This window comes from Methanoculleus formosensis, assembly GCF_025384765.1.
GTDB classification, from domain to species: domain Archaea; phylum Halobacteriota; class Methanomicrobia; order Methanomicrobiales; family Methanoculleaceae; genus Methanoculleus; species Methanoculleus formosensis.
In genome coordinates this window covers 22,402-47,007 of record NZ_VHLL01000003.1, presented here as the reverse complement: position 1 = coordinate 47,007, position 24,606 = coordinate 22,402, and the positions used below count along the sequence as shown (strand labels likewise).

Here is a 24,606-nt window from a genome sequence, read left to right as displayed (position 1 = left end):
CGAATCCGGGAACGCTACAACCCCAGGTCGGAGAGCCCGGGATGTTCGTCGGGGCGCCGCCCCAGCGGCCAGCGATATTTCCGCTCCTCCTCTTTGATCGGCAGGTCGTTGATGCTGGCATAGCGGCGGCGCATCAGGCCCTGCTGGTCGAACTCCCAGTTCTCGTTCCCATAAGAGCGGAACCAGTTCCCCGAATCATCGTGCCACTCGTATGCGAACCGGACCGCGATACGCGCCTCGTGAAACGCCCAGACCTCTTTTATCAAGCGGTAATCGAGCTCTTTCGCCCACTTCCGCTGCAGAAACTCGACGATCTCCTCGCGGCCGGTCACGAACTCCGCCCGGTTGCGCCAGACGCTATCGACGCTGTATGCGAGCGAAACCCTCGCCGGGTCCCGGGAGTTCCATGCATCCTCGGCCATACGAACTTTCTGTGCGGCCGTTTCGTACGTGAACGGCGGCAGCGGGGGACGACTCTCCTCAGCCATGCGGGGATTCCTCTCCGCGGTGTTGATAAATGTTATGGTCGCGGCAGGACTGGCTGCGGGCGGATAGCCAGATCCATGAACCCCGGGCGACCGAACCCGGTTCTGGACGACCGGCCGGAGATGCCCTGAATCCGAAAAAAACACCTGACAAAAAACGAAACGCCCCGGCCGGGACTTGAACCCGGGTCAAAAGCTCCGCAGGCTTCTAGGATATCCACTACCCTACCGGGACACGAGAATATGTGTCTTACCCCTAACAACTAGGTCGTCCAGGTTAAAAAGGATTGCTCGGCGGGCGATCGGAACGCCACGGCAAAGACTGCAGATGCCGGAATTTGCCCGGCAAAAATCCGTCCGACGTTGGGATCCGGGGCCTAAATGCCCCCCGCGCGCATCTTTATATCCACCGTTGCCTCGTTCCCGGCGAGTTCGATCAGGTAATCCCCGAACCTGCCCAGGTAGATCCGCTTATCGGTCGCCGTGCCGAAACCCTTCCCGAACCCGTCCTCGGCCACGATCTTGCCGGACTCACGCTCCCTGACGGTCACCGTAAACCACGAGTCCTCGCTCGGGTATTTCTGCGTGACGACTATATCCTTTTTGCTGCCGTAATCGCTTGTAGTGTGCTTCTCCCGCGTGATCATCTTCGGCTCCACGTCGAACTCGATGATGAGCGGAGGCGCGGTCAGGTTGAAGGAGTAAGCGTCTCTCGGGTGAGCGGGACTGAACTCGATGGTTTTGTCGAAAAGTGTCACGTATGGGTCCTGCGTCGGCTGGGTCTCCATCGGTCTGCTGAGCGTGGGGCCGGCCGTAGCGCTTGTTGCAGTCGGATACGGAGTTGCCGGGGTCAGGTATCCGGGATCGTCATCCTCTCCACCCGTCTCTTCCGGGGAAAGGCTCCCGGACCAGCCAGGATCGCTACCCGCCGGCATCTCTGCGCACCCGGCGGATGCGAGAACCAGGATCATCACCGCAGCTGCAAAGACCGACTTATACACCTTGCTCATCGTAGAGGAATTATGCAGGGGGATATTTATGTATTTACTCTTGGGAGTTCGATGAAATATTTTATACGGCAGATGTGGGTTTGAGTTGGATATTATAGCCCGGACTCCGGTTGGATTAAAGGTTTTGTCAACCCCGCTCCCAAAGGAGCGTCTCGACGAGGATGATCGCACTTTTTTAGGGGAGTTTACCGGCAAGAAGTGTCGTATCCGCCAAAAAACATCTGCTGTATTCTGAATATTGCATGTAAAAATGGGTGCAGCATGCAGTACCCGATGTGAAAATCTTTGCGCGCCTCTGGAATTGCCCCAAAATCAATCCAGTAACGTATATCAGCGCTCGCGGCCAACGGTTGATGATAACGATGGGCAAGAAGCAGGGGAAACAGACCAAACGGAAGGCAGACGTGCACGATAACGGAGGAGATCTGGATTCAGGCATTTTCACTTCGGCACGCCCGGGTGCATCCCTGTTCGATACGATCGCGGCGCCCATCAAAACCAGCAGGTACGTCCAGGCCCTCCTCGGGCTGACCATCATCGGTTTTCTCCTTCGGTTCTACAACCTCGGCGGGAACTCACTCTGGCTCGACGAGGCCTCGACCCTCACGTTTGCCCGGCAGTCGCTCATCGGCATATGGGAGAGCACCGCCGGCGGCGAGTTCAACCCGCCGCTCTTCTACTGGTTGGAGCACGGCATGCTCCTCTTCGGCGAGAGCGAGTTCGTGCTCCGCTTCCTCCCCGCGCTATTCGGCGTTCTGACGATCCCGGTCGTCTACTTCATCGGGACGGAGTTCCGGGACAGGAACGTCGGGCTCATCGCCGCCGCCCTCCTCGCGTTCTCGCCCTTCCACATCTTTTACTCCCAGGAAGCCCGGGCATACGCTCCGATGCTCTTCTTCTTCTCCCTCGCACTGCTCTTCTACGTGCGGGCGAGTAAGTCGGACGACGTCCGCTCCTGGGTCCTCTTCGGGGTCTTCTCCGCGGTCGCCTTCTGGATGCACTTCTACGCCATCGTGCCGGTCGCCGTCCTCATCCTCTACGCCCTCGTCACCCATGCGGGCGCAATCCGGAGCGACCCCCGGAGCGCGAGGAACCTGGCCCTCTCGGTCATAGCATTCGTCGTCGCAAGCCTCCCCCTGCTCATCGTGACGGTCAACCTCTTTATGGTGAGGACTTCGTCCGCCCCGACGTTCGGCATCCAGGGGTTCGATGTCATCTACCAGACCCTCCTCCAGATATCGGGGTTCGGCGACCTGATCCTGGTGCTCTTCGTCATCCTCTTCGTGATCGGCGTCGCGTACACCTGGCGCGAGGACCGGAATGGGGCGCTCCTCCTGGTCTTTATGATGGTCCTTCCGCTCGCGGCAAGCCTTGTCCTCTCGTCGAGGATGCCGATGATCCCGCGCTACCTCATCTACCTCCTCCCGGTCTACTTCGTCGGGATCGCGGCGACGTATCCCGCACTCTACGCCCTCGTCCGGGACAGGAGGGCGGTCTACCTCGTTATAGCGGCGGCGCTCCTCATCAGCACCCCGTTCCTCTCGACCTACTACACGACGCCCCAGAAGAACGACTGGCGCGGCTTCTCCGCGGACCTCGGCGGGATGACGGGGGAGGGCGACCTCGTCGTCGTGCTGCCGCCCTACATGGCGCAGCCGCTCGACTACTACTACAGCAACGCGACCGACGGGACCCTCGAACTCGGGGCGACGACCGGGGAAGACCTCGCGACGATCCGCGGCCTGCACCCCGGCAGGCAGGCGTTCTACGTGGTAACCTCCGATATCTTCGCCGTAGACCCCACCGGGGATGCGGTGGGCTGGCTCGAAGAGAACTCAGAGTTTGCCGGGCAGCATACGGGGATATTCCTCTTCAGGTCGGCTTAAGGAGGGGAGTGCAACGACCGAGACCTACGACCTTTCAGTGATCATCCCGACCTTCAACGAGGAGGAGAACATCGCCGCGATCATCGGAGCGGTCAATGAAGTCTTCCGACAAAACGGTATCCGCGGCGAGATCCTGGTGATGGATGACGACTCGAAGGACCGCACGATAGAGATCGTACAGGAGATCGCCGGTCAGCATGATAACGTCCGGCTGATCGTCCGCAAGGACGACCACGGCCTCTCCCAGTCGGTCGTCGAGGGGTTCGGAGCGGCGCGTTCGGCTATCCTGCAGGTCATCGACGCTGACTTCTCACACCCCCCTGAACTCATCCCTCGCTTTTACGAGGCGATACAGGACGGAGCGGATATCGCCATCGGGAGCAGGTACATGCGGGGAGGCAACATCGAGGACTGGCCGCTCAAACGGAGGGTCATATCGCTCGGGGCCACGGCGTTCGGGCGGATGCTCTTTCCCGAGATCACCGACCCCGTGAGCGGGTTCTTTGCCGTGCGGCGCGAGGTCGTCGCCGGCGCTCCCCTTGCCCCCCGCGGCTACAAAATCCTGATGGAGGTCCTCGGCAGGGGCTGGTGGGAGACGTTCGTCGAGATCCCGTTCATCTTCAAGGACCGTGAGGAGGGGGAGAGCAAACTCCGGGCCGACACAATGGTTGATTACCTCAAACAGTGCGCCGGTATCGTCCGCTTCGCGGTCGCGCGCCGGAGCGGGCCGGTATGGACGGAGTGGACGAAGATCGTCCGGTTCGGGCTTGTCGGGCTGTCCGGGATCCTCGTCAATATGGGGCTCCTCTACGCCCTGACCGAGGTTGCCGGCCTCTACTACCTCGTCTCTGCCGCAATCGCAATCGAACTCTCCATCGTGAACAACTTCGTCTGGAACGATCTCTGGACGTTTAAGTCGGTACGGGACCTCAGGTTCGGGCGGAGGATCCAGCGATTTCTGTCGTTCCAGGTGGTTTCAATGGGCGGGCTCATTATCAATATGGGGATTCTCTACCTTCTCGCGGATATTGTTGGGATCTATTATCTCGTCGCGAACCTTGCGGGTATACTCGTGGCGTTTGCCTGGAACTACGCGGTGAACCGGCATTTCACGTGGGTTGAGACGTAATAACGAGTTCGTCAAGACCGGAGAGGAATTTCTCCGTCAGGATGCACGAAAAACTGTTTGCAGTTGATATGACCGGGCCGGACGCCCCTCACCCCGAATACGCCCGGATAACCCCTCGATACACATCCGCCGCCCGCTCGAGTTGCCCCACGCTGACCCGCTCGTCCACCGCGTGCAGCGTCGGGATCTCCCCCGGTCCGTACTCCAGAACATCGAACCCCTTATCGCGGAGGTACTTCGCGTCGCTTGCGGCCCACTGGAGGAACGGCGTCGCCGTCCCGTAGACTCGCTCCACCTCGCGACAGACCGTTCGAACGATCCGGGCGTTCGGGGACGTCAGGGTCGGTTCGGCCACGTCCGTCTCGCGTATCACGGCATCCGGGGCGTGTTCGGCGATGCCCCTGCGGAGGCTCTCAAGGGAGCAGCCCCATGGCACCCGGATGTCGAGTTCCATCCGGCACTGCTCCGCCACGATGTTTGCCTTCTCACCCCCCTCGATGCGACCCGGGTTGAACATCACTCTGGTCAGGATCTCATCCCCGCCCTCGATCCCGAAGATCTCGGAGAAGACCCGGGCGGACTGGTCGATAAGCGGCTGCAGGTCTTCGCCGACGGGGAACGGGCGGGCATGCACCTCCCGCAAATACCCGATCAGGTCGAACGCCGCCATGACGGCGCTCTTCCCGACCAGGGGGTAGAGGGAACTATGGCCAGGCCTGCCGCGGAAGGAGAGATCGATCCGGTAGAGACCTTTCTGGCCGACCGCAGGGCTGGTCTCCGGCGTCGGTTCGGCGATCAGGCATTCTCGGGGCCCGAGAAGATTCTGCGCAAGCAGCGAGCGAATCCCGTGCTCCCCCCCGGTCTCCTCATCGCAGACGAAGGCGAACTGGACATCCGGCTCCACCCCGCTCTCGAGGATGTCGCGGTAGGCGGTCAGAAGGGCAGCACACCCACCCTTCATATCGGTGGCGCCTCTCCCCCAGACGTGTCCGTCGGCGATCTCGCCGCTATAGGGGTCGTGCGTCCAGTCGTCGGGGATGGCGGGGACAACGTCGACGTGACCGCAGAGGAGGAGCCGGGAGCTGGCCGCGGTCGTGACGAGGTTGTCCCGTCCGCCGGGATGCGAGATGATACGGCTCTTCACCCCGAGCGAGTCGAGATACTCCCCGATGAACGCGACGACGTCTGCCGTGCTCCCCGGGGGGTTCTCGCTCCGTATCCGGACGAGCGATGAAGTGAGTCGGGCGACATCCATGGAGCGATCCCCTTATGCCGGCCTGTTCCGGAGATACTCGTCGAAGAGCCGGGCAAGCGACGAGGTCGCGTAGAGTTGTTTGATGAAGTTCGGGTCGAAGAACTCATCGATGAACGTCGAGAGGTAATCGGCCGGGATCGCCCTCTTGTCGTCAGGGTTGAGGACGATCCGGAAGCTCCGGTACTGGGCGGGGTCGTCGTTGTCATAGACGCCCGTCCAGAGCATCGGGAGTTCCTCGTACATCTCCGGCTGCTCCAATTTGAGCCAGTTGATGAATCCGGGGAAGTGTGCGCGGTCGCCGACCTTCTCTTCGTCCAGCCGCCACCGCATGTATTCCATGCTCATGATGTTACGGGGCGACATGTAGTTGTAGGCGAGGGTGCTGAGGGTGTAATCGATGTGGGCGAGGGCATCGGTGAAGTAGAAGTGCAGGACCGGATGGAAATCGGTGGGAGACTCCAGGATCAGCGATTTGCTGTACAACTTCTGTATGACGCGGACGTACTCGTTCATTTCCAGCATACTCTCCTATAGGGGAGGGAGTTACAAAAAGTATTCCTCGTGGGAACACCGTTCGACCTGCAGGCCCAAACAGCGCTACGTAAAGAACGGCTTCCGCCTGCCGACGGCTTCCTTGAATGCATCTTCGAGCTCCTTGCCGTGCTTGCCCCGGATATCGACCAGGTTGTCGCTCCGCAGAAGGCAGGGCTTGAGTTTTCCGTCCGAGGTCACGCGCAGGCGATTGCAGAATGCGCAGAACTCCGTGTTGTGGAGCGGGCGCACCACCTCGACCTCGGCGCCGTCGAGGCAGTACTTCTTCCGGTGGTGCATCCGGCGGGTGACGACGCGGGTTGCCCGCTCGTTCAGGTCCTGCTCGACGCTGTCCACATCCCCGTGGAACTTGCACTCGTTGAACTCCATCAGCTCGATGACCTGCAGGATGAGATCGGGTTTGTTCCGGACGAACGCCATGAAGTCGTCCACCTCGTCCTCGTTGATCCCCTCAAGGAGCACCATGTTCAGTTTGACCGGGGTCAGTCCGACCTCGATCGCTGCATCGATCCCTGCAAGGACGTCTGCAAGGATGTCCTTCCCTGTGATGGCCCGGTAGCGCTCGGGACGGAGGGTGTCGAGGCTCACGTTCACCCGCGCAAGCCCGGCCTCTTTGAGTTCCGCAGCCTTTTCTGCGAGGAGCGTCCCGTTCGTCGTCAGGGAGGACTCGACGCCCGGCGGCACGGAGCGGATTATATCGACGAGATCGCGGCGGAGCAGAGGCTCCCCGCCGGTGAACTTGACGCTCCTGATCCCGAACTGCACGCCCACCCGCATCAGCTCGGCGATATCCTCGGCACTCATCTGCTCCTGTGGCTGTACCTCACCCTCGGCGTGGCAGTAGATGCACCGCAGGTTGCACCGGGATGTCAGGCTGATCCGGAGATTGCTCACGGTCCGGTTATAGGGGTCCTTCAGTACCATCGCATGTTCCTTTGAAATTTTTTGCAATAATGTAAGTCTCGGCACTCCCCTTCCGCGACGCCTTCGTCCTGTATCCTCTGACGGAATAGAAGTGTTTCCTTGCTTCGGCGATGAGTTCTCCGAAGAATTCTCCCTGGAACGACTTGATCACCATATTCCCGCCGGGTTTCAGGACCGTACAGGCAAACGCCAGTGCGTCCTCGCCGAGCCCGATTGCACGGGCCTGGTCGTAACTCTTCTGACCGGAGAGTTTCGGCGAGGCATCGGAGACGACTACGTTGACGACGCCGCCGGCCTCCTCGCGGATACGCTCCTGGACGAGAGGGTCGGTGAAGTCCCCGATGATGGTGGTGACGCCTTCCATGGGCGCGATCGGATTGAGATCCACGCCGATAACCCTGCCGTCGGTCAGGTCGCGAAGCACCTGCAGCCAGCTCCCCGGCGCCGCCCCGAGGTCGACAATGTTGTCATCGGGTCTGATGATGCCGTTTCGCTGCTGGATCTCCAGCAGTTTGTAGGCTGCACGTGCCCGGTATCCCGCTTTCATCGCCTTTCGATAGACGCTGTCTTTAGTCCATTGAGAACCCATTGGGAGCTACCCTCCACCTGAGGTCGACGGATGGCTGCCACACCGCCGGCACAATCAAGAAGATTATGTATAGTATTCGATGCTGTTAAACATCAATGATACGGTTCCGGAGTACGGACGATCGGTCTCTGCCGCGGGTCGCGGAAGTGGTCGCGGCATGAGCCATTTGCCGATTTCGATCGTAAAGCACTATAATGAACAGGGTGATTATATACTTTCAACGAGAGTTTAATAAGGGGTCACAATGTTAAAGGCAACGATTGACGCAGAAATATTTCGGGAATCCGTCGACGCGATCGCCGCACTGGTGACGGAATGCCGCCTGCACACAGCCGAGGACCAGATCCGGACACGCTCCGTCGATACCGCAAACGTGGCCATGGTCTCCCTGGAGCTCCAGAGCACGGCGTTCAACTCTTTCCTGGCGACGACCGGGGAGCTGGGTCTGGATATCGCAAAGATGAAGAACATCATCGGGATGATGGGAAAGGGCGACGCGCTGACCCTGAACCTGCTTGACGAAGAACGGAAACTTGAACTGAGTTTTGGCGGCTACCGCTACTCGATCTCGCTCCTCGACGTCAACACCATCCGGAAAGACCCGAACCCTCCGGGAATCGACCTCCCCGGCAAAGCGGTCATCTCGGGAGATGCCCTGAACAACGCCATCAAAGCCGCTGCCGTCATCTCCGACAAGATCGCGCTCGGGATCGACCCCGATGCAATGACCTTCTACATGGAGGCGGAGGGAGACACCGACCACATCAAACTCGCGCTCGGTGAGGACGAACTCGTCGCCTTGAACCCGGTGCAGGCCCGCTCCCTCTTCTCGATCGATTACTTGAAGGACATGGGCCGGGTCATGGCGCGCGCGGACGAGGTGGAGGTCTACCTCGGCATCGATCACCCGGTACGATTTGTCTTTGACATTGCGGACGGCAACGGTCGCGTCGAGTACCTCCTTGCTCCTCGGATCGAGGCCGATTGATGGATATTGTACTCGATCGCAAAGAACTCATCAAATATCCCTTTTTGAAAGAATCGCAGCAGCTGGCCCGCCGGCACGTCGAGTCGCTAGAAGAGTTCCTGGAGAGCAGCCCGGGCGCCGCGGCGCTCGATCGGGCGAAGGAACGGGTCGTTGCCGCGCTCATGTTCAAAAAGGAGTTCGGAGACGAAGAGACCCGGAACCTCAAGCCCGAGCTCGAGATCGCGAGTTACGCGCTTGCCCGGATGCTCGTCTCTTGCACCGGCGACCGATCGCTCATCGACCGCCTTGCCCGCTACGAGGCTGAACGTGCGTCATTCTTCCTCTCGGCCGACGAGCCGGAGATACGGCGGTTCGTTGCCTGGAGCGTCGGTATCGATACCGGAGCGGTTGTGATGCCGGTCACTCGATATGTCGAGCTCGTCCCTCACCTGCGGGATAAGCGGTGGCGGCTCGTCAACAGGGACGTCCGGCAGGGAGGTGTGAACCTTGAAGCGGGCGAGATTGATGAACTCATCCGGGAACGGATCAGGGCGATCATCGCCGACCAGCTGCCGCTCCGTGTTCCAGGGGGGATCTGCGAGCGTCTTCAGCCGATCACGGGTGAGATTTCCGCGCTGCTGCAGCAGCAGGCCCTCGAGCAGTTCGGTGAAGTCAGAGAGGAGGCGTTCCCGCCCTGCATCGGCGCGCTCATCCAGGCGATCACCGCGGGAACGAACCTGACGCACATGGGTCGGTTCGCCATTACGGCATTCCTCCATACCATCGGGATGAACGTCGCGCAGATAGCGGACGTGTTCGCGCGGGCTCCGGATTTCGACCCGGATATGACGATGTACCAGGTGGAGCACATCTCCGGCCGGGGCGGCACCGAGTATACCCCGCCGTCGTGCGCCACCATGCGCACGTTCGGGCTCTGCGCCAACCGTGACAAGGACTGCGAGCGGGTCAACCATCCGCTGAGTTACTACCGGTTCAAGAAAAATATAAAGAAGAAACGGAGTTAAGCGACTTTTTTGTCGATCAGAAGGCCGGCGGTACTGAGCGCGGCGATAAAGACGATCAGTGCGATGATGTATGCAAACCCTTTCATCGTCTCTTCCACCAGATCGGGCAGCGTCACCAGCAGCACGACAAACAGTGCAAGACACCCGAATGCGGCCAGCACCTCAAGAACCCGTAGATTCATGTAAGCAGATGGGGTACGTGCAGGTATATCTCTATCCATACGGTGGAGGTGGCCCGCATGCACATCCGGGTCGACCGACGTCCCGCACGTATGAAGGGGGCCGGAGTACCGGCCCTGTTCCGGTGCTGCCGCTCATGGAGGCCGGGACGTACTGCTGCCCCGGCTCGCGGAAGTCAGCGGCGGTCCCGGTCCGGCCTGAGCGCAACCCATATATGGCTCCTGGATCGAGGATTGAAGGTATGATACAGGAAGAGCGCGAAACGGTTGCCGATCGCCTGGGAGAGGCCTTAGGCCTCCTGGTCGAGCGGATGGATGCCCGGCTCATCCCGGAGGTCGGGATGAACATCGTCTACGCCCTGCCCGACGCGCGGAGCAAAGACGATGTGGCGGGGGTCCTCGGCCGGATCGTCGGGCTCGGCGAGGCGGTTCATCCTGTCGGGGAGATCGCGTTCGGGGCAAGCGACCATGTAGCCCGGATCGTCATCACGGCCATGCGTTTCGACCCGCGTATCCGGAGCGCCGCAAACATCCGCTTCTCGGAGACAATCCTCCCGGAGCTCGACAACCTTCTCTTCGAGGTCTGTTCGTTCGACCGGGAGAACGAACCGCCGGGCGTGCAGACGATGGACTGGGGTGTCGCCTCCTGCTGCAGGGAGGGCGTACCCGACGTCATCTACGACAGGGGGGCCGTAGGAAAAGAGCCGATGATCCGGGTTCTCGGGGAAGATCCTGTCACGGTCGCACAAAATATTCTTAAACTGTCGAATCGCATAGCCTATGCACAATTATAAGGGTAGGTCCACATGGGAATAAAACCGTCATATATCAAGAATCTCGGCGAAGAACTGATCGTCAAGCACCGCAGCAGATTCAGTGGAGACTTTGAAGAGAATAAACACGCGGTCGCTGAAGTTGCCATGATCGACAGCAAGACCGTTCGGAACCGGGTTGCCGGGTACATCTCAAGAAAGATAAATACCAGGAAGCGTTAAACCAAACAGTATGTTTGAGGGAATCCTTCCGGCAATCATCACCCCTTTTTACCGGGACTCGAGAGCGGGTCTCGATATTGAAGGATTACAGTCCAACATAGAATCACTCCTGCAACGCGGGGTTCACGGCATCGTGCCCTGCGGGTCGACCGGCGAGTCCGCGACGCTCACGTTCGAGGAGCACGAGCAGGTGATCGGCAAGGCCGTTGAGGTCGTCAACGGGCGGGTGCCGGTGCTTGCCGGGACGGGATCGAACAACACGGAGGAGGCCGTTCGCCTGACCCGGTCGGCGAAGGATGCGGGTGCGGACGGTGCGCTCGTCATCAGCCCGTACTACAACAAGCCGAACCGTTCCGGTCTCGTCAAGCACTTCACGAAACTGGCCGACCTTGATCTCCCCATCGTCCTCTACAACGTCCCCGGCCGGACTGCGCAGAATCTCCTGCCCGATCTGGTGGCCGAGCTCGCGAGGCACCCGAACATCGTCGGGATCAAGGAAGCAAGCGGTGACATCACCCAGATCTCTCGTATCATCGAGGAGACGCGGGACGAGGAGTTCAGCGTGATCTCCGGAGACGACGCGATGACTCTTCCCGTCCTTGCCCTGGGGGGTGCCGGGGTCATATCAGTGACAGCAAACGTTGATCCGGCTCGAATGGTGGGGATGTACGAGGCTTACCGGGCCGGCGACCTTGCCCGCGCGCGCGCTCTACACTATGAACTTGCTCCGCTCATGCGGGCGATGTTCATCGACACGAACCCTATCCCCGTGAAGAAGGCGGTGGGACTCCTCGGGATGGCCGCGGGACCGGTCAGGCTGCCGCTCGACGAACTCGACGAAGCAAAGACGGAACAACTGAGAAAGGTGCTGGTAAACCATGGTTAAGGTAGTCATATCCGGTGCTCTGGGCCGTATGGGCACCAACATCGGCCGGATCGTCGATGAAGCCCCCGACATGGAGCTGGTCGGGGGCATCGACGTGCGCGAGGGAACGCTCTTCGGGACGGAAGTCGTCCCGGCGGCAGAGATCGACGCGTTCCTGAAAGAGAAGAAGCCCGACGCCCTGATCGACTTCACCGTTGCGGCCGCTGCGGTCGAGAACATCAAAGCTGCCGCCCGAAACGACGTGGCACTCATCGTCGGGACGACGGGGTTCTCCCCCGAACAGCGGACGACGATCGCGAGCGCCGTCGAGGGGCACGTCCCTGCGGTGATATCGAGCAACTTCTCCGTCGGCGTCAACATCTTCTGGAAACTCGTGCGGGAAGCCGCACGCGAGCTCGGCGACTATGACATCGAGGTCACCGAAGCCCATCACCGTTACAAGAAGGACGCTCCGAGCGGCACGGCAAAGACCATCCTCGAGATCCTCGACCAGGAACTCGGAAGCCGCGAGAAGGTCTACGGTCGTGTCGGCGAGACCGAGCGGAAAGACGAGATCGGCGTCCATGTCATCCGCGGCGGCGATATTGTCGGCGATCACTCCGTTCTCTTTGCAGGAAATTTCGAGTGCATCGAGATCTCCCACCGGGCCTACGACCGGGCGGTCTTCGCTCAGGGCGCCGTCCGGGCCGCACGCTGGGTCGTCGGGAGGGAGCCGCGCATCTATGATATGCAGGATGTCCTCGGGCTGTGACAAGGAAAGCGAAATTTAATTTTGGTACAGAGTCGTAACCTATGTACGTTCGGAGGAACTAAATTGGCAGCAATTGTTGATATTGAAAAGTGTACCGCCTGTGAAACCTGTGTAGATGTCTGCCCGGCTTCCGCCATCACCATGGAAGACGGCAAGGCGAAGGTCGATGTCGATCTCTGTGTCGATTGTGAGACCTGCGTCGACGAGTGCCCGACAGAAGCGATCTCCATGGAATAAAGAAACCAACTCTTTTAATACCTCCTACACTACAGATATTTTTGTCTATGATTAATGTAGGAGTGCTTGGTGCCACAGGAGCGGTGGGACAGCGCTTCGTTCAGTTGCTGGCGGATCATCCCTGGTTTCATCTCCAGACGCTGGCCGCTTCTGAACGGAGTGCAGGGAAACCGTATGGTAAGGTGGTCAACTGGCGCCTCGATGCGCCGTATCCGGAGAGCGTCAGTGATATCGTCGTCACTCCCACAACCGTCGAGAGTCTGAAGGACTGCGATCTCGTCTTCTCGGCGCTCCCTCCTGAGGCGGCGGCGTCTCTTGAGACGGAGATCGCTGATGCAGGTATCGGCGTTTGCAGCAACGCCCGGTCGCACCGCATGGACGCGGACGTTCCGCTGGTGATCCCGGAGGTCAACCCGGATCATCTCGGTCTGATCGATGTCCAGCGCGACCGCGGGCGTGAGGGGTTCATCGTGACGAACCCGAACTGCTCAACGATCGTCCTCGCGCTGGCCCTTGCACCCCTGCGAGCGTTCGAGTTCCATGACGTGCGCGTAGCGACCATGCAGGCTATCTCCGGGGGCGGGTTTTCCGGCGTCTCCGCCATGGACATCTATGATAACGTCGTCCCCTACATCGGCTCTGAGGAGGAGAAGATGGAGATCGAGACGCTGAAGATCATGGGATCGTTTGACGGGTCAGAGGTGACTCCTGCCTCATTCAGCGTGAGCGCAAGCTGCCACCGGGTTCCCGTCATCGACGGGCACACGATTGCGGTCTGGGTCGACGTGGCAGAGTCAGTTGCCGAGGTGAAAAAAGCTTACGTAAACTTTAAGTCACCGTTCAGCAATCTACCCTTACAGCCGGAGAAGGCCGTTGAGCTCCTTGACCCCTCCGACCGTCCGCAGCCACGGCTCGACCGCAACCGCGGGCGGGGCATGACGGTCTCGGTCGGGAGAATCCGTGAAGGATTACGGTTCGTTGCGCTCGGCCACAACACCATCCGTGGGGCCGCAGGCGCATCCGTCCTCAACGCAGAACTGATATACTCAAGGAAGTATCTCTAGACGAGGTGGGCTAATGATAAAGGACAACACAGTATTCGTAGGAAACAAACCGGTCATGAACTATGTTCTTGCGGTGGTCACCCAGTTCAATAACGGAGCGGAGGAAGTCGCGATCAAGGCCAGGGGGAAGGCAATCTCACGTGCGGTCGATACGGCGGAGATCGCGCTCAACCGGTTCCTTGCAAACGTTGACAAGAAAGAGATCTTCACGTCGACGGAGATGATCGACACCGACACCGGCAAAACCAACGTGTCAAGCATCGAGATTGTCCTCGCTCATGCGAAGTGAGAATCCGAAGCACTTTTTTGATGCCCACCGGGGAGCGTAGCGGCCGGGTGTCGATGGAACCTCTTCGCTTGAGAGGTTTTTCTTGGGTGCTCCCGCGCCGAAAAACCTCTCATGCGCGCCCAATCTGTCAGACGGTCACGTATATGGGCGATTTTGAGGGGGTCAACCATAAAGGCTTTATGAGCCGCACTATATACGCTATATTATGAAACGGTTGGCGGTCGGCATGGTGTTGATGCTGGTAGCGCTTCTCATTGTTCCCGCGGTGGCGGCGAGCGAGGAGCGGTACAGTTACATCACCGTCAAAGACGTCACCGTCCGGCTGGAGAAGGCGGATGCCGTCGTCACCATGAACTATACGATAGACGACGGCATCGGGTTTCTCGTTCTCCTCCTTGGGAAATCCGATCTGAGACAGAAGGCGCTCGAGATACTGAACTTCAACGATGCCAGCGTTCAGCACCTCGATCTCGAACGAATTGAGGTGCGCGTGAAGGACGCGTCGAACGATTATGGGCAGGGGTCGTACTGGTTTCCCGCTCACCGTTTCGGCGTGGTCGTGCCCTCGCTCACCATTGTTGTCTCCGGGGACGCCAAACACTACGAGAACATCAGCGAACTCCCCGATGGACTCGGCTATTTTGCCTGACCGTCGGTAGACCTGATTGCGATGCCGCTTTTGTGACGCTACCGGTAGGTTTGTTGAATGCGGTGTTACGGCCGCGTTCATGCCTGCGGCAACAGCCCTGTCCCCGCGACGACGTAGTGGTCGAGATGAGAGTCTTTCAGGGAGAATGTTACCTCGCAGCAAAGGTATTCTGGCCGGTCGTCGTGCCGACGTCGTACCGGGGCTCGAGAAGGGGGGCAGGAGGTCTGTGGTGTCGTATCGGGCCGTTGCGTCACGTGGGTCGAGAACTCGATGGGTGCCGTCAGGAGGGGCGGAGCATGGTAGTAGCCGCCGTCGTCCCAACGGCCCGATGATGAGATCGTCCTCCTCGAACCTGAAAAACGCTTCCTCACTGCGCCGACCGGGGAGGGTCGGGCTGCCGTCGAACATGATTGCCGTAGCGGCGTCGAGAGCAGAGACCGGGAATCTTCAGCGAGAAAAGGATAAGCGGGCTTTGAAAGGTGCTCAGGCGCTACTACATTCTCAGTGCGACCGGTTCGCGATCGGTTCGCGTTCGCCGACCCAGCGGCCCAGGAACGACTGAAGGTATACGCCGAAGAAGGCGCAGAGGAGACCTCCGATTATCGCGAAGACGATATACAGCGCACCGCTCGTACTCGTTATGGGGAACCCGGAGATCTCGCTGCTGATCGAGAGGATGTAGACGCTTGCCCCGTAGGCGATGGCGCCGATCGCCAGGATGAAGAACGGCAGGGCAACCACCCGCTGGATGGCCCCGCGTTCGTTCAGGTAGATGTCGATGATCTTTCCTACCGATGCCACGAGGCCGGCTGCGGTGAACCAGGCGACGGCACCGTAGATGAAGGCGAGCATCTGGATGACGATACCGAACGGGGAGTAGTATTCGAGGAGGCTTATGAGCCCGAGAATGACCCCGACGATACTGAGCAGTATCGCGGCGATGTAGGATACGAACGTGAACCTCCCGCCGTGGAGCGACGCTTTCAGTGAGGTGATCAGGTAGCCGAAGATCTCGTCTATCCCGATACCCTTGAAGAGCAGGTAGGTGCCGATGACACCGACGACGACGATGGTCGCACCCTCGGGGTACCCAAGGAGGTATCCCACGGCATAGAGGAGCATCGCGAGGCCGACCGGCACGAGCACGATCTTCGAGACCTTCGGGTCGTCGAGAAGGCGTCTCAAGATGTAATACGTCCCCTCGAGGTTCGGCATCTGGTTGACCACGACCCTCCGCACGCTGCTGACCGGCACCCGGGACTGGATGATCGGCAGGACGTACTCGTCCTCGGCTCCGTCCGTCACGATGATGCAGGATGTAGAACCCGTTGCGGAGAGGATTGCATCGAGACTGGACGCTACCCGGCGATCGCCCTCGAGCAGGTTCATGTGGTTGCCGCATATGACGGCGACGGCGACTTCTTCTCCCCGCTCGATGAGTTCGTCGTGGAGTTTGATCGTCTCGAAGATGGCGTTGACGTCGGAGTCCTCGGGATCGGCCAGGGCGAGCGACGTCGCTGCATGGAGGCACGCCTCTCTGCCCACGATGGGACCATCGATCTTGGCTTTAAACCCGAGATCGTCATCACGATCGACACAGAGGACAAGCGTCCGCTCTTTTGCCATTCAGTAAAACATCGCCTCTGATCTATTAAATGATTTGCGGCGCGGTAAAAAAGTATTAGATGAGTTTTGCACGCTGAAGCAGGAGCAGATCGTCGGTCGTGATCTTCTCACCGTCACGGAACTGCTGGAAGACACGTTCCGCCTCTTTCCTGACGGCCTTCTGCTCTTTGGTGACTTTGGTCTTCTTGGTCTTCTTCCGGAGACCCGAGATGACCTTGTCGTAGTCGCGGAGTTCCTTCTGGCAGGCGATGAACTGCTTGTGCTCCTCGTCCGCAGCCTCCTGGGCCTCGACGAACTGCTGGTGGGCCTGGTCGGCCTCTTCGCGGGACTTGTCGGCCTTCCGGTAGGACTCCACCATCAGGTCGTGGTGCTGCTGTGCGGCCTCGGCCTTCTCGGTGACATCCTTGTGGATCTCGGAGGCCAGCCTGCGAAACTCGCGGGCATCGGTGAGTTTCGTCCGCATCTCCTTGTTCTGTTCAAGCTCGGCCTCCTGGTCCTTCGCCGCCGCCTTGAGCTGCTTGATCTTCTCGATCAGTTCGCGCTCTTTGTCGGTGCTGTAGACCTCGGTCTGCTGCTTGAACTCCAGGTGCTCGATCTGCTTCTGCAGTTCCTTGGTGCCCCGGTTCTGGAGGTTGCCGTGCTCTCGCTTGAAGGACTCGATCTCTTCGAAAAGCACGTTCGCCTTGTCGTTATACTCGTTTCTCTGGTCTTTCAGCGCCTGGACTTCTTCATTGATCTTATCCCGCTGCTCCTTGTGCTGCTGCGCCTCCTCGACGAATTCGCGGGTCTGGCCGTTCAATGAGTTGCGTTCCCGGGCATTTTTGCTGGCAAGCGCGTTCAACTCGTTGCGCCGGTCTTTGTGCTGTTCAGACTCCGCAAGGACTTTTTTTCTCTTTTCAATCAGATCGTTCAGCATTCTTTACCAATCCTCGACATTCGGTACCTGTCTCATATCCCCGCCAGCAAAAGGCCGCTCCTGTATGCTGTAAGATGCCGGAGGCTCGTGTAGCGGCCACACCACAAGAAAAGACGCTTCCCGGACCCGGTGATCGAGACCGTCGTTCATCTGTCTGCTCATGTGTTCAACCCCGGTACTTTGGCAAACGCAGACCCCATGGATCTGTGCCCTGCACAATACACCCCGTGCTGGAGAGATTATACAAGAACGTCTATAGTTCAAACGTCATCTGTACTCTTAAGTATTTCGTAGGGGTACAGAGGACGCCTCCGTGGGAGGATTCCTATTTAAGAAAGATATGGTAGAGGGTAGGGGATTTCAGAGGAAGTCTATGAGGCCGCCGCTCGGGGCGTCCCTTGCCATGCGCCTGTTCGCAGGTGCACTGGACCGCTGGGTCGCAGGTTCGTAGGCGCGGTGGCTTCCGAGGATCTGTGCGCTTTTTACTCCGGTCATGACCGCCATGACGCGAACTCTTCCTTCGTACTCGCTGTTCACCCGCGCCCCCCAGATGACGTCCGCATGGGGGTCGAGTTCGTAGGTCAGGGAGCTTGCGATCTCTTCGGCGTCCTGGAGGGTCAGGTCGTTCCCGCCCGTGATGTGGATGAGGCTCCCTGTGGCTCCGCGATAGTCGATGTCCAGCAGGGGGTGGTTGAGGCACTCGTGAACGACGCTCTCGGCCTTGTTCTGCTGCTTGCTCTCGCCGACGAGCATCACGGCGACGCCCCCCTTGCTCATGATGGCACGGACGTCCGCGTAGTCGATGTTGATGAGAGAAGGCTCCGTGATCGTTTCGCTGATGCCCTTGACGGTCTCTGCGATGAGCTGGTCCATGACCGAGAACGCCTGACCGAGCGGGAGGTTCGGCACGTACTTGATGAGGCGGTTGTTGTCGAGCACGATCACCGAGTCGGCAGCGGACGAGAGTTGCTCAAGTCCCTCTTCCGCACGGAGAAGCCTGGCTTTTTCGACCTGGAAGGGGTAGCTGACCATGCCGACGACGATGGCGCCCTGCTCCTTTGCGATCTGTGCGACGACCGGGGCGGTGCCCGTACCGGTACCGCCGCCCATACCGGCAGTGATGAAGACGAGGTCGGCGTCTGCGAGAAGGCCCTCCAGAGTCGGTCGGGCCATCTCGGCTGCACGCCTGCCGACGTCGGGGAACCCGCCGGCTCCAAGGCCTTTGGTGAGCGACTTGCCGACAAGAACCCTCTTGTCGGCCTGGATCATGTCCAGATGCTGCTTGTCCGTGTTGATCGCGATCGTCTCCGCACCGCTGACCTGCATGTGGTACAGCCGGTTGACGGTGTTGTTGCCTGCACCGCCGCATCCTACGATGACGATACGCGGCTGGCCGATGATGTCGTCTTCAGCATCTGCCGTGTCCGTCTTCAGGTACTTCTCACGTTCCGCGTGTCTTAACGCTTCGTTGATGATCGTCTGCATCGATATACCTCCTAAACTTTGAATGAAATCTGGTCGGCTTCACGTAGAACACGGTTTCCATGCCTTTCGAGAAGCGCCCTGACTGAATACCGCACAGCCTCCGATACCGTGGGGAATTCGCCAGCTTCCACCAGCTTCTCGAGCATCTCGACCTGTTGCCGTGGCAATCTGATTGTTATCCGATCCATCATTTCAATCACTCATATCTGACATGTGGCTGCCCCTTGTCGGCCAATTGTCAGACAATCGTTACCTTCACGTCTGACTGCATCAGATAAAGCATAATAATATCAGTATGGTATATATACTTATCGATATGAAATTTTGTCCGGCATAACGATTTTATGGATAGCAGCCGACAACGTATCCTCAAAGAGTTGCCACGAATATGAGAGATAATCTTCCCAAAAGGGCGGAACATGGCGGTCGGGTGCGCTGGCACCGCACCCGGAAGAGGGGCGAGCTGCTTGATTTCAGTGCTAACGTGAATCCGTATCCTCCGGCTATCCCCTGGACTCCGGACGTTTCGGCGCTGAAAGATTACCCCGACGACCGTTATGTGACGCTCAAAGAGGAAATAGGGAGGACGTTCGGTCGCGATGCCGCAGAGGTCGCCGTCGGCAACGGTTCCGTCGAGTTGATTCGCGCGTTCTGTTCTGCCGTGCTCGGGACCGACGATACCGCCTATATCGAGTCACCGACGTTCGCCGAGTACGGGATGGCGGTGAGGCTTGCAGGTGCCCGGTGCACGGCGGATGAGAACGGGGCTGCCGTCCGGTTCCTCTGCAACCCGAACAACCCCACCGGGGAACTTCTGAGTCGGGCGGAGGTCCTCCGGCTGCTCGATGGGGTCGCCGGAGAGGGAGCGTACCTCTTCCTCGACGAAGCCTTCATCGAACTCTCCGACCCGGCCCAGAGCGTTGTCGACGTCTCGCGCGAGAACCTCTTTTTGCTGCGCTCCCTCACGAAGAGCTTCGCCGTGCCGGGCATCCGGTTCGGCTATGCCTTCGGCGCGCCTGATCTCATCGAGAAGGTGGAGACGGTGCGCCTTCCCTGGACGGTGAACGCGTTCGCCGAGTCGTTCGCGATCGAGGCTTTCCGGCACTACGACCTCCTCGAGGAGTCGCGGGAGCGGATTGCCCGGGAGCGGGCCTGGCTCTGCAGCCGCCTGGACGCTCTCGATCTCGGGTATGCGCCCCCCTCTGCGAACTATATCCTCATCGAAGTCCCGATCGAGGCGGAAGTGCTCGTTGAGCGGCTCCTTTCCCGCGGCATCCTTGTCCGGGACTGCCGGTCGTTCGGGCTTCCCCGTCACATCCGCGTGGCCGTCAGGACCCATGAAGAGAACAGGCAACTCATCGAGGCGCTCGAAGCATGCTTGCCCTGATCATGGCCGGGGGGCAGGGCACCCGTCTCCGGATGGGTGAGAAACCCCTGGTCACCATCTGCGGACGGCCGATGCTCTCCTACGTCATCGACGCCTTCACGGCTGCAGGCCACGAGGTGGTCGTGGTCGCCTCGCACCGGACGCCGTTCACCAAGAACTGGTGCCGGGCGCAGGGGGTCGCGCTGTACGAGGCGGAGGGGCTCGGTTACATCGAAGACATCAACGCCGCTGCGGCAGACCTGGAGGGAGAAGGAATGCCCTTCTTCACCTGCGTCTCCGACCTCCCCTGCCTTGCGCCCGATATCGTCACCGCCGTCGAGGACGCCTGGCGCCGGGGGGGAACGCCGGCATGCTCGACGTGGGTGCCCCGCGCCCTCTGCGAGGAACACGGCTGCCGCACCCGGTACGCGGAAGCGGTCGACGGCGTCCCGGCCTGCCCCGCCGGGATCAATATCCTGACGGCGGGCGGTTCCGGTGCGGCCCAGGACGAACTGCAACTTCTCCTGCACGACCGACGGCTTGCCTTCAACGTCAACACCCGCGAGGAACTGGCGTTGGTCCAGGAGTATCTCTGCCGGAAGCGAAGTGCGTAGGGCTCCCTGTGGGCGAAGCGGCACATACGGTTTTGAAGTTCGGCCGTAACCGGGGAAACTGTATTATCGGACTATCACCCACCCTTATAACATGGAACCCTGCCGGGAAATCGAACTGGAAGGCCATATCATCGATTCGGGCGTCATGACCCTGGTGTTTGACAGGATCATGGATATGGGGGGAGAATTCGAGATCCTCACGTTCAATGTCGGGAAACAGAAGACGGACACGAGTTACGCACACCTGCGCGTGACGGCGCCCGACGATCACCTGCTCGACGCCATCCTCTCCGAACTGCACCGGCTCGGCGCACGCGCCCCCGAGATCGGCGACGTCACCCTCGTACCGGCAGAGGGCGACAGGATCCTGCCGAAAGGGTTCTACTCGACCACCAATCATCCGACCTTCGTAAAATACCGGGACGAATGGCTGCCCGTCGAGCGCATCGAGATGGACTGCCACATCGTGGTCGATGAGAAGGAGGTGCGGGCGATCTGCACCCCGATAGCGAAGATCAAGGCAGGGGATGCGGTCGTGGTCAGCGAGACCGGGGTTCGCGTGGTCTACCCCGAGCGGCCGAGGAAGGTCAGCACGTTTGAGTTCATGCACGGCACCGTCTCATCCGAGCGGCCGAGCGAGGCGCTCATCGCAAAGATCGCCCGCGAGATCCTGAGGTCGAAGAGGAAAGGCGAGAAGATTGCGCTCGTCGGCGGCCCTGCCATCGTCCATACCGGAGCGGCCGACGCCCTCGCAACGATGATCCGTGAAGGCTACATTGATGTGCTCTTTGCGGGGAACGCGCTCGCCACCCACGATATCGAGGCCAACCTCTTCGGCACGTCGCTCGGGATGAACGTCAAGACCGGGACGCTCGTCACCGGCGGGCACAAGCACCATATCCGCGCCATCAGCGAGATCATGCGGGCAGGCTCCATCAAGAACGCGGTCGACCAGGCGCTCGTCACCGGCGGGATCATGTATGAGTGCGTGAAGAAGGACGTCCCGTTCGTGCTCGCCGGCTCCATCCGGGACGACGGCCCGCTCCCCGACACGATCACGGACGTCGTCGAGGCGCAGGACACCATGCGCCGCCACATCCACGACCTCGGGATGGTGGTGATGGTGGGAACGCTCCTCCACTCGATCGCCGTCGGGAACTGCCTCCCCTCGTACGTCAAGACCGTCTGCGTCGACATCAACCCCGCATCGGTGACGAAGCTGATGGATAGGGGCACGATGCAGGCGATCGGTGTCGTGAGCGATGCGGGGACGTTCCTCCCGCTGCTCTGCGAGCAGCTGGAGAAACTGGAGAACTGCTAGCGGGTGAGCGGCATACAGAACGGCTCTTCCTGATCGAGCACGAACTCCCACTCTTCTCTGCACCCGCACTCCGTCTCGGCAAGGGCGCGCAGGAGTTCGACGTCGCCGGAGAGCGAGTAGTCGGCGATCCCCTTCACGATCGGACGGTCGCAGCTGCCGCAGTTGTGCGGCCCCCGCATCTGTCCGCCGCCGACGGGGTCGCAGAGGATATGCACCGGGGAGGCGATCAGCACGTCGAGGACGCTCCAGAGGTACGGCGGCCGGTATGCGTGCTGCTTCCAGAGGTGTTCGACCTCGGTCCTGCTCTGGACGGTGCAGAGGTTCATGGAGATGCTGTCCGCAACGGGGGCGACGTCCCTGATCGAACGTATCATGTCGTCGCGTGCCTCACGTTCGGTCAGGAACGGCGGTTTCATCAGGAGGTAGGCCTTCATGCCTGCGCCGGCGGCGTGGGCGGCCTCCGTAGCGCGAAGGAAGTCGGCATACGAGAACCCCTTGTCGATGCTCCGCTCCCTGATGAGATCGTTCGTGGTCTCGAGGCCCACGGCAACGTGGAGCGGTTTGTCCCAGTCGCCGGTATCGATCCCGTCCCGGAACTCGCGGACGGCGTCGGCCTCGACGTACTCGGGCCGTGTCTCGGCGATCACGACCTTGCCGCGGAACGCCTCCGCGACTGCGCGCCTGACTGCGGGGGGAACCTCGCCGGGGTCGAAGAAACTCCCCGACGTGAAGATCTTGAGCACCTGGTAGTCCTCGTCGCGAAAGTTCTCTTTCACCCAGCGGACCTGTCGGATCATCCGTTCGGCGAGTTCGTCCCCGGAGAGGTCAGGGTAGCGCTCGTGCCGGTAGCCGCACATCCTGCACCGGTTCCAGGAACACCCGCCGCTTCGAAAGATTACCGTCAGGGTATCGAGGATCTGCCCTTCATAGCGGTCTTTCCCCCGCCAGGACGCCAGCGGTTTCTCGGTTAATTTGGATACCATTATACCTCATATTCGAGGATGTAATGATATGAAAAGGATCGCATGGCTGACGATCATCGCGGCGATGATGCTCGTCGGTACGGCATCGGCCGCATACGTCTCAATCAGCGCCCCGCAGACGGTATACGTCGGTGACACGCTCGTCGTCACGGGAACCTCGATCACCGGGGGGCTCACCACCCCCACGCTCAAACCCGGGTTCAGCACGGACGTTATCCTCTATGCTCTCAAGCCCGGGAAGAGCGAGGTGGGCAGGGTGGAGATCGTCGTCCAGAAAGACGGGACATTCACCGCGAGGTTCGATACCGACGGTCTTAGACCGGGAGACTATTCGATCGAGATCATCGATCCCACGCTCTCCACCTTCGGGGGAAGTTCGACGACCCAGCGGATGATCACCCTGGTCGACCGGTCGGGGTCGCTCAAGATACACTCACCGCTCAACCAGGACCTCGACGGCACTCTCGATCTCCGGGGTGCAATCGGCGATCTCGGTAGCGCGGGCGTGCAGGTCCGGGTCGAACGAGATGGCTTTGTCGTTTACGGGCCGCAGTACATAGCGACCAATAAGGAGGGGGCGTTCTCTGTTGAGGTGCCCATCTCCGACGGAGGCTCGTACGAGGTCTCCTTCTCTGATACCAGAGGTTACATCGGCAGCGCTGTATTCGTGGTGACCGGGACGCCCGGTCCGACGCCGACGGAGGCGATGATATCCGCGAGCTCCCCCGCCGGCCGATCTGCCCCTGCCTACTTCGAGGTCGACACCAGAAGTGGCGTGGTGAAGATCGTGACCTCGGCCGGGATCGACTGGGTGGTCGAGTACATCGATGAGGATAACAAACACTACAAGGCCAACGAGAAAGGCATGCTCGAACCCGAGACCGTGGAGATTGCTGCACGGGGTGGTCTGATCTACCTCAAGGTCTACCCCATGAGTTACAACGACAGCGGCACGGTGCAGGTCTCGGCCTCGAACGCCGACTCGGTCAGGGTGAGCCAGACCGCGCCTGGTCTCTTCGGGGACGCGACCCCCACCCCTGCACAGGCCGCGCCGCTCCCTGCTGTTCTTGCACTCCTCGCGCTTCTTGCCGTTGTCTTCGCGCGCAGGAGATGAACAACCTTTTTTTGTCCGGCGACCAATAGGTTTAGGCGAGCCGGGATAGTCTAGTCCGGGAAGGCGGTGGCCTTGAAAGCCACTGGTGCCTGGCACCTCGGGAGTTCAAATCTCCCTCCCGGCGTCTATTATTCACGCCCAACCGTTGAAAAAAGTTAGTTCGGCCTTGTTGAACCCCCTGTTTGATCTAGATGGCCGCAATCAGGGGTACTCGGGGGCACGGCTTTCCACCGGGCTGCGCATCTAGCGGTGCTCGTGCTCCGGACGTTCCGTCCATCGCAAGTCCAGACCTTCGGTCTTCTCCTGCTC

At 60.2% G+C, this 24,606-nt stretch carries 28 protein-coding genes and 2 tRNA genes; 17 read left to right on the top strand and 13 right to left on the bottom strand.

Annotation, left to right across the window (positions count from 1 at the left end; genetic code table 11):
* Window positions 1–14: 14 nt before the first annotated feature.
* The 3 genes from FKB36_RS06720 to FKB36_RS06710 all read right to left on the bottom strand — a co-directional run bounded on the left by FKB36_RS06720 (window position 15) and on the right by FKB36_RS06710 (window position 1,495).
* Complete coding sequence (locus FKB36_RS06720; protein ID WP_261597283.1) at window positions 15–488, bottom strand: nuclear transport factor 2 family protein; 474 nt, start codon at window positions 486–488, stop codon at window positions 15–17.
* Between the two features lie 160 nt (window positions 489–648).
* Window positions 649–720, bottom strand: a tRNA-Arg gene (locus tag FKB36_RS06715).
* Between the two features lie 142 nt (window positions 721–862).
* The gene (locus FKB36_RS06710; protein WP_261597282.1) at window positions 863–1,495 is read right to left on the bottom strand and encodes a hypothetical protein; all 633 of its coding nucleotides are present in this window, start codon (window positions 1,493–1,495) and stop codon (window positions 863–865) included.
* A gap of 362 nt (window positions 1,496–1,857) precedes the next feature.
* Between FKB36_RS06710 and FKB36_RS06705 the strand changes: the two genes are divergently transcribed.
* Window positions 1,858–3,381, top strand: coding sequence for a glycosyltransferase family 39 protein (locus FKB36_RS06705; protein ID WP_261597281.1), 1,524 nt, complete (start codon window positions 1,858–1,860; stop codon window positions 3,379–3,381).
* 37 nt (window positions 3,382–3,418) lie between these two features.
* Window positions 3,419–4,510 carry a glycosyltransferase gene (locus FKB36_RS06700; protein WP_261597280.1) on the top strand — a complete coding sequence of 364 codons (1,092 nt, stop codon included), beginning with the start codon at window positions 3,419–3,421 and terminating at the stop codon, window positions 4,508–4,510.
* A gap of 88 nt (window positions 4,511–4,598) precedes the next feature.
* On the opposite strand, the gene FKB36_RS06695 is transcribed toward FKB36_RS06700, so the two are convergent.
* The 4 genes from FKB36_RS06695 to FKB36_RS06680 form a co-directional block, all read right to left on the bottom strand.
* Window positions 4,599–5,765 (bottom strand): M20 family metallopeptidase, encoded by a 1,167-nt coding sequence (locus FKB36_RS06695; protein ID WP_261597279.1) that lies wholly within the window; start codon window positions 5,763–5,765, stop codon window positions 4,599–4,601.
* 12 nt (window positions 5,766–5,777) lie between these two features.
* Window positions 5,778–6,287, bottom strand: coding sequence for a hypothetical protein (locus FKB36_RS06690; RefSeq protein WP_261597278.1), 510 nt, complete (start codon window positions 6,285–6,287; stop codon window positions 5,778–5,780).
* Window positions 6,288–6,362: 75 nt separating this feature from the next.
* Window positions 6,363–7,241 (bottom strand): GTP 3',8-cyclase MoaA, encoded by an 879-nt coding sequence (gene moaA / locus FKB36_RS06685; RefSeq protein ID WP_261597277.1) that lies wholly within the window; start codon window positions 7,239–7,241, stop codon window positions 6,363–6,365.
* Complete coding sequence (locus tag FKB36_RS06680; protein WP_261597276.1) at window positions 7,219–7,830, bottom strand: RlmE family RNA methyltransferase; 612 nt, start codon at window positions 7,828–7,830, stop codon at window positions 7,219–7,221. Before FKB36_RS06680 ends, moaA begins: the two co-directional genes overlap by 23 nt.
* Before the next feature lie 244 nt (window positions 7,831–8,074).
* Between FKB36_RS06680 and FKB36_RS06675 the strand changes: the two genes are divergently transcribed.
* Together FKB36_RS06675 and priL are read left to right on the top strand one after the other, a co-directional pair.
* Complete coding sequence (locus FKB36_RS06675) at window positions 8,075–8,818, top strand: DNA polymerase sliding clamp (RefSeq protein WP_261597275.1); 744 nt, start codon at window positions 8,075–8,077, stop codon at window positions 8,816–8,818.
* On the top strand, window positions 8,818–9,822 hold the full coding sequence (priL, locus tag FKB36_RS06670) for a DNA primase regulatory subunit PriL (RefSeq protein ID WP_261597274.1): 1,005 nt from the start codon (window positions 8,818–8,820) through the stop codon (window positions 9,820–9,822). The genes FKB36_RS06675 and priL overlap by 1 nt, the downstream gene beginning before the upstream one ends.
* Here priL and FKB36_RS06665 read toward each other — a convergent pair.
* Window positions 9,819–10,004, bottom strand: a complete 186-nt coding sequence (locus FKB36_RS06665) for a hypothetical protein (RefSeq protein WP_261597273.1) — start codon at window positions 10,002–10,004, stop codon at window positions 9,819–9,821. The two genes, priL and FKB36_RS06665, sit on opposite strands and share 4 nt — an antisense overlap.
* Window positions 10,005–10,243: 239 nt before the next feature.
* Here FKB36_RS06665 and FKB36_RS06660 point away from each other — a divergent pair, with 239 nt between their 5' ends.
* The 8 genes from FKB36_RS06660 to FKB36_RS06625 all read left to right on the top strand — a co-directional run bounded on the left by FKB36_RS06660 (window position 10,244) and on the right by FKB36_RS06625 (window position 14,872).
* Window positions 10,244–10,795: a thiamine-phosphate synthase family protein gene (locus FKB36_RS06660; RefSeq protein ID WP_261597272.1), complete on the top strand. Its 552-nt coding sequence runs from the start codon at window positions 10,244–10,246 to the stop codon at window positions 10,793–10,795.
* Between the two features lie 12 nt (window positions 10,796–10,807).
* Window positions 10,808–10,996 carry a 30S ribosomal protein S17e gene (locus tag FKB36_RS06655; RefSeq protein WP_054847239.1) on the top strand — a complete coding sequence of 63 codons (189 nt, stop codon included), beginning with the start codon at window positions 10,808–10,810 and terminating at the stop codon, window positions 10,994–10,996.
* A 10-nt stretch (window positions 10,997–11,006) separates the two neighbouring features.
* On the top strand, window positions 11,007–11,882 hold the full coding sequence (gene dapA / locus FKB36_RS06650; RefSeq protein ID WP_261597271.1) for a 4-hydroxy-tetrahydrodipicolinate synthase: 876 nt from the start codon (window positions 11,007–11,009) through the stop codon (window positions 11,880–11,882).
* Complete coding sequence (gene dapB, locus FKB36_RS06645; protein WP_261597270.1) at window positions 11,875–12,633, top strand: 4-hydroxy-tetrahydrodipicolinate reductase; 759 nt, start codon at window positions 11,875–11,877, stop codon at window positions 12,631–12,633. Before dapA ends, dapB begins: the two co-directional genes overlap by 8 nt.
* A gap of 63 nt (window positions 12,634–12,696) precedes the next feature.
* Window positions 12,697–12,870 carry a 4Fe-4S binding protein gene (locus FKB36_RS06640; RefSeq protein WP_261597269.1) on the top strand — a complete coding sequence of 58 codons (174 nt, stop codon included), beginning with the start codon at window positions 12,697–12,699 and terminating at the stop codon, window positions 12,868–12,870.
* Window positions 12,871–12,917: 47 nt separating this feature from the next.
* On the top strand, window positions 12,918–13,934 hold the full coding sequence (gene asd, locus FKB36_RS06635) for an aspartate-semialdehyde dehydrogenase (protein ID WP_261597268.1): 1,017 nt from the start codon (window positions 12,918–12,920) through the stop codon (window positions 13,932–13,934).
* Between the two features lie 13 nt (window positions 13,935–13,947).
* Complete coding sequence (gene albA / locus FKB36_RS06630) at window positions 13,948–14,223, top strand: DNA-binding protein Alba (RefSeq protein WP_074369882.1); 276 nt, start codon at window positions 13,948–13,950, stop codon at window positions 14,221–14,223.
* A 205-nt stretch (window positions 14,224–14,428) separates the two neighbouring features.
* Window positions 14,429–14,872 (top strand): hypothetical protein, encoded by a 444-nt coding sequence (locus FKB36_RS06625; protein ID WP_261597267.1) that lies wholly within the window; start codon window positions 14,429–14,431, stop codon window positions 14,870–14,872.
* 501 nt (window positions 14,873–15,373) lie between these two features.
* Here the strand turns inward: FKB36_RS06625 and FKB36_RS06620 are convergent.
* The 4 genes from FKB36_RS06620 to FKB36_RS06605 form a co-directional block, all read right to left on the bottom strand.
* Window positions 15,374–16,498: a DUF373 family protein gene (locus tag FKB36_RS06620; RefSeq protein ID WP_261597266.1), complete on the bottom strand. Its 1,125-nt coding sequence runs from the start codon at window positions 16,496–16,498 to the stop codon at window positions 15,374–15,376.
* Between the two features lie 55 nt (window positions 16,499–16,553).
* On the bottom strand, window positions 16,554–17,414 hold the full coding sequence (locus tag FKB36_RS06615; RefSeq protein ID WP_261597265.1) for a coiled-coil protein: 861 nt from the start codon (window positions 17,412–17,414) through the stop codon (window positions 16,554–16,556).
* 360 nt (window positions 17,415–17,774) lie between these two features.
* Window positions 17,775–18,899: a cell division protein FtsZ gene (ftsZ, locus tag FKB36_RS06610; RefSeq protein WP_261597264.1), complete on the bottom strand. Its 1,125-nt coding sequence runs from the start codon at window positions 18,897–18,899 to the stop codon at window positions 17,775–17,777.
* An 11-nt stretch (window positions 18,900–18,910) separates the two neighbouring features.
* On the bottom strand, window positions 18,911–19,090 hold the full coding sequence (locus FKB36_RS06605) for a ribbon-helix-helix domain-containing protein (protein ID WP_048063790.1): 180 nt from the start codon (window positions 19,088–19,090) through the stop codon (window positions 18,911–18,913).
* A gap of 293 nt (window positions 19,091–19,383) precedes the next feature.
* Here FKB36_RS06605 and FKB36_RS06600 point away from each other — a divergent pair, with 293 nt between their 5' ends.
* The 3 genes from FKB36_RS06600 to FKB36_RS06590 all read left to right on the top strand — a co-directional run bounded on the left by FKB36_RS06600 (window position 19,384) and on the right by FKB36_RS06590 (window position 22,200).
* The gene (locus FKB36_RS06600) at window positions 19,384–20,286 is read left to right on the top strand and encodes a pyridoxal phosphate-dependent aminotransferase (RefSeq protein ID WP_261597263.1); all 903 of its coding nucleotides are present in this window, start codon (window positions 19,384–19,386) and stop codon (window positions 20,284–20,286) included.
* A complete protein-coding gene (locus tag FKB36_RS06595) occupies window positions 20,274–20,879 on the top strand; it encodes an NTP transferase domain-containing protein (RefSeq protein ID WP_261597262.1) in 606 nt (201 codons plus the stop codon). Before FKB36_RS06600 ends, FKB36_RS06595 begins: the two co-directional genes overlap by 13 nt.
* A gap of 91 nt (window positions 20,880–20,970) precedes the next feature.
* Entirely contained in the window at window positions 20,971–22,200 is a 1,230-nt protein-coding gene (locus FKB36_RS06590; RefSeq protein WP_261597261.1) for an ornithine cyclodeaminase, read from the top strand.
* On the opposite strand, the gene FKB36_RS06585 is transcribed toward FKB36_RS06590, so the two are convergent.
* The gene (locus tag FKB36_RS06585) at window positions 22,197–23,183 is read right to left on the bottom strand and encodes an archaeosine biosynthesis radical SAM protein RaSEA (RefSeq protein ID WP_261597260.1); all 987 of its coding nucleotides are present in this window, start codon (window positions 23,181–23,183) and stop codon (window positions 22,197–22,199) included. The genes FKB36_RS06590 and FKB36_RS06585 overlap by 4 nt on opposite strands.
* A gap of 28 nt (window positions 23,184–23,211) precedes the next feature.
* On the opposite strand from FKB36_RS06585, the gene FKB36_RS06580 reads away from it, so the two are divergent.
* Window positions 23,212–24,297, top strand: coding sequence for a hypothetical protein (locus FKB36_RS06580; protein WP_261597259.1), 1,086 nt, complete (start codon window positions 23,212–23,214; stop codon window positions 24,295–24,297).
* Window positions 24,298–24,336: 39 nt separating this feature from the next.
* Window positions 24,337–24,421: transfer RNA gene (locus FKB36_RS06575), tRNA-Ser, on the top strand.
* The last annotated feature ends 185 nt before the right edge of the window (window positions 24,422–24,606 follow it).

What these genes read in the sequence shown, in the direction of transcription:
- FKB36_RS06665 (WP_261597273.1), bottom strand. Translation starts at nt 10,004, where the DNA reads ATGAATCTACGGGTTCTTGAGGTGCTGGCCGCATTCGGGTGTCTTGCA.
- FKB36_RS06625 (WP_261597267.1), top strand. Translation starts at nt 14,429, where the DNA reads ATGAAACGGTTGGCGGTCGGCATGGTGTTGATGCTGGTAGCGCTTCTC.
- moaA (WP_261597277.1), bottom strand. Translation starts at nt 7,241, where the DNA reads ATGGTACTGAAGGACCCCTATAACCGGACCGTGAGCAATCTCCGGATC.
- FKB36_RS06675 (WP_261597275.1), top strand. Translation starts at nt 8,075, where the DNA reads ATGTTAAAGGCAACGATTGACGCAGAAATATTTCGGGAATCCGTCGAC.
- FKB36_RS06620 (WP_261597266.1), bottom strand. Translation starts at nt 16,498, where the DNA reads ATGGCAAAAGAGCGGACGCTTGTCCTCTGTGTCGATCGTGATGACGAT.
- FKB36_RS06595 (WP_261597262.1), top strand. Translation starts at nt 20,274, where the DNA reads ATGCTTGCCCTGATCATGGCCGGGGGGCAGGGCACCCGTCTCCGGATG.
- FKB36_RS06615 (WP_261597265.1), bottom strand. Translation starts at nt 17,414, where the DNA reads ATGCTGAACGATCTGATTGAAAAGAGAAAAAAAGTCCTTGCGGAGTCT.
- FKB36_RS06580 (WP_261597259.1), top strand. Translation starts at nt 23,212, where the DNA reads ATGAAAAGGATCGCATGGCTGACGATCATCGCGGCGATGATGCTCGTC.
- dapB (WP_261597270.1), top strand. Translation starts at nt 11,875, where the DNA reads ATGGTTAAGGTAGTCATATCCGGTGCTCTGGGCCGTATGGGCACCAAC.
- FKB36_RS06710 (WP_261597282.1), bottom strand. Translation starts at nt 1,495, where the DNA reads ATGAGCAAGGTGTATAAGTCGGTCTTTGCAGCTGCGGTGATGATCCTG.
- priL (WP_261597274.1), top strand. Translation starts at nt 8,818, where the DNA reads ATGGATATTGTACTCGATCGCAAAGAACTCATCAAATATCCCTTTTTG.
- FKB36_RS06590 (WP_261597261.1), top strand. Translation starts at nt 20,971, where the DNA reads ATGGAACCCTGCCGGGAAATCGAACTGGAAGGCCATATCATCGATTCG.
- FKB36_RS06680 (WP_261597276.1), bottom strand. Translation starts at nt 7,830, where the DNA reads ATGGGTTCTCAATGGACTAAAGACAGCGTCTATCGAAAGGCGATGAAA.
- albA (WP_074369882.1), top strand. Translation starts at nt 13,948, where the DNA reads ATGATAAAGGACAACACAGTATTCGTAGGAAACAAACCGGTCATGAAC.
- FKB36_RS06695 (WP_261597279.1), bottom strand. Translation starts at nt 5,765, where the DNA reads ATGGATGTCGCCCGACTCACTTCATCGCTCGTCCGGATACGGAGCGAG.
- dapA (WP_261597271.1), top strand. Translation starts at nt 11,007, where the DNA reads ATGTTTGAGGGAATCCTTCCGGCAATCATCACCCCTTTTTACCGGGAC.
- FKB36_RS06655 (WP_054847239.1), top strand. Translation starts at nt 10,808, where the DNA reads ATGGGAATAAAACCGTCATATATCAAGAATCTCGGCGAAGAACTGATC.
- FKB36_RS06605 (WP_048063790.1), bottom strand. Translation starts at nt 19,090, where the DNA reads ATGATGGATCGGATAACAATCAGATTGCCACGGCAACAGGTCGAGATG.
- FKB36_RS06705 (WP_261597281.1), top strand. Translation starts at nt 1,858, where the DNA reads ATGGGCAAGAAGCAGGGGAAACAGACCAAACGGAAGGCAGACGTGCAC.
- FKB36_RS06660 (WP_261597272.1), top strand. Translation starts at nt 10,244, where the DNA reads ATGATACAGGAAGAGCGCGAAACGGTTGCCGATCGCCTGGGAGAGGCC.
- ftsZ (WP_261597264.1), bottom strand. Translation starts at nt 18,899, where the DNA reads ATGCAGACGATCATCAACGAAGCGTTAAGACACGCGGAACGTGAGAAG.
- FKB36_RS06585 (WP_261597260.1), bottom strand. Translation starts at nt 23,183, where the DNA reads ATGGTATCCAAATTAACCGAGAAACCGCTGGCGTCCTGGCGGGGGAAA.
- FKB36_RS06690 (WP_261597278.1), bottom strand. Translation starts at nt 6,287, where the DNA reads ATGCTGGAAATGAACGAGTACGTCCGCGTCATACAGAAGTTGTACAGC.
- asd (WP_261597268.1), top strand. Translation starts at nt 12,918, where the DNA reads ATGATTAATGTAGGAGTGCTTGGTGCCACAGGAGCGGTGGGACAGCGC.
- FKB36_RS06720 (WP_261597283.1), bottom strand. Translation starts at nt 488, where the DNA reads ATGGCTGAGGAGAGTCGTCCCCCGCTGCCGCCGTTCACGTACGAAACG.